Genomic DNA, 381 nt, shown 5'->3' on the forward strand with positions numbered 1-381 from the left:
GCGTGCGCGGTCTTCACCGTCGCCTGCAACTTGGCGATGCCGCCTTCGCCCGCCTCCAGCCGCTTCAGCCGGGCGGCTAGGTCGTCAGCCAGGGCGGCGAGATCGTCGGGCTGGACGCGATGCTTGCGGGCCATGGCGCGCAGTTCGAACAGGCGCGTCTCGTCATCCTCCAGCGCGCGGGGATCGTACGACAGCGCCGTGCGGGCCTCGCGCAGGCTGTCCTCGGCGGCGTCCGCCTCCGTCACGGCGCGATCGACCGCGGCCAGTGCCTCGGCGAGGGCGGGATGGTCGGCGGCGACCCGCTCCAGCACGCGGGCGGCCTGACGCAGCTTCGCGAGGCCGCCGTCCGAACCCTCCAGATGCGCGTCGATCGCGGCGAGG

At 74.3% G+C, this 381-nt stretch carries 1 pseudogene; it reads right to left on the reverse strand.

What is annotated here, in order from left to right:
- A pseudogene (locus tag AC0IYH_RS29770) lies at window positions 1-381 on the reverse strand (hypothetical protein); the annotation flags it as partial.

The sequence above is a fragment of the Pseudomonas sp. AC463 genome, from assembly GCF_979253585.1.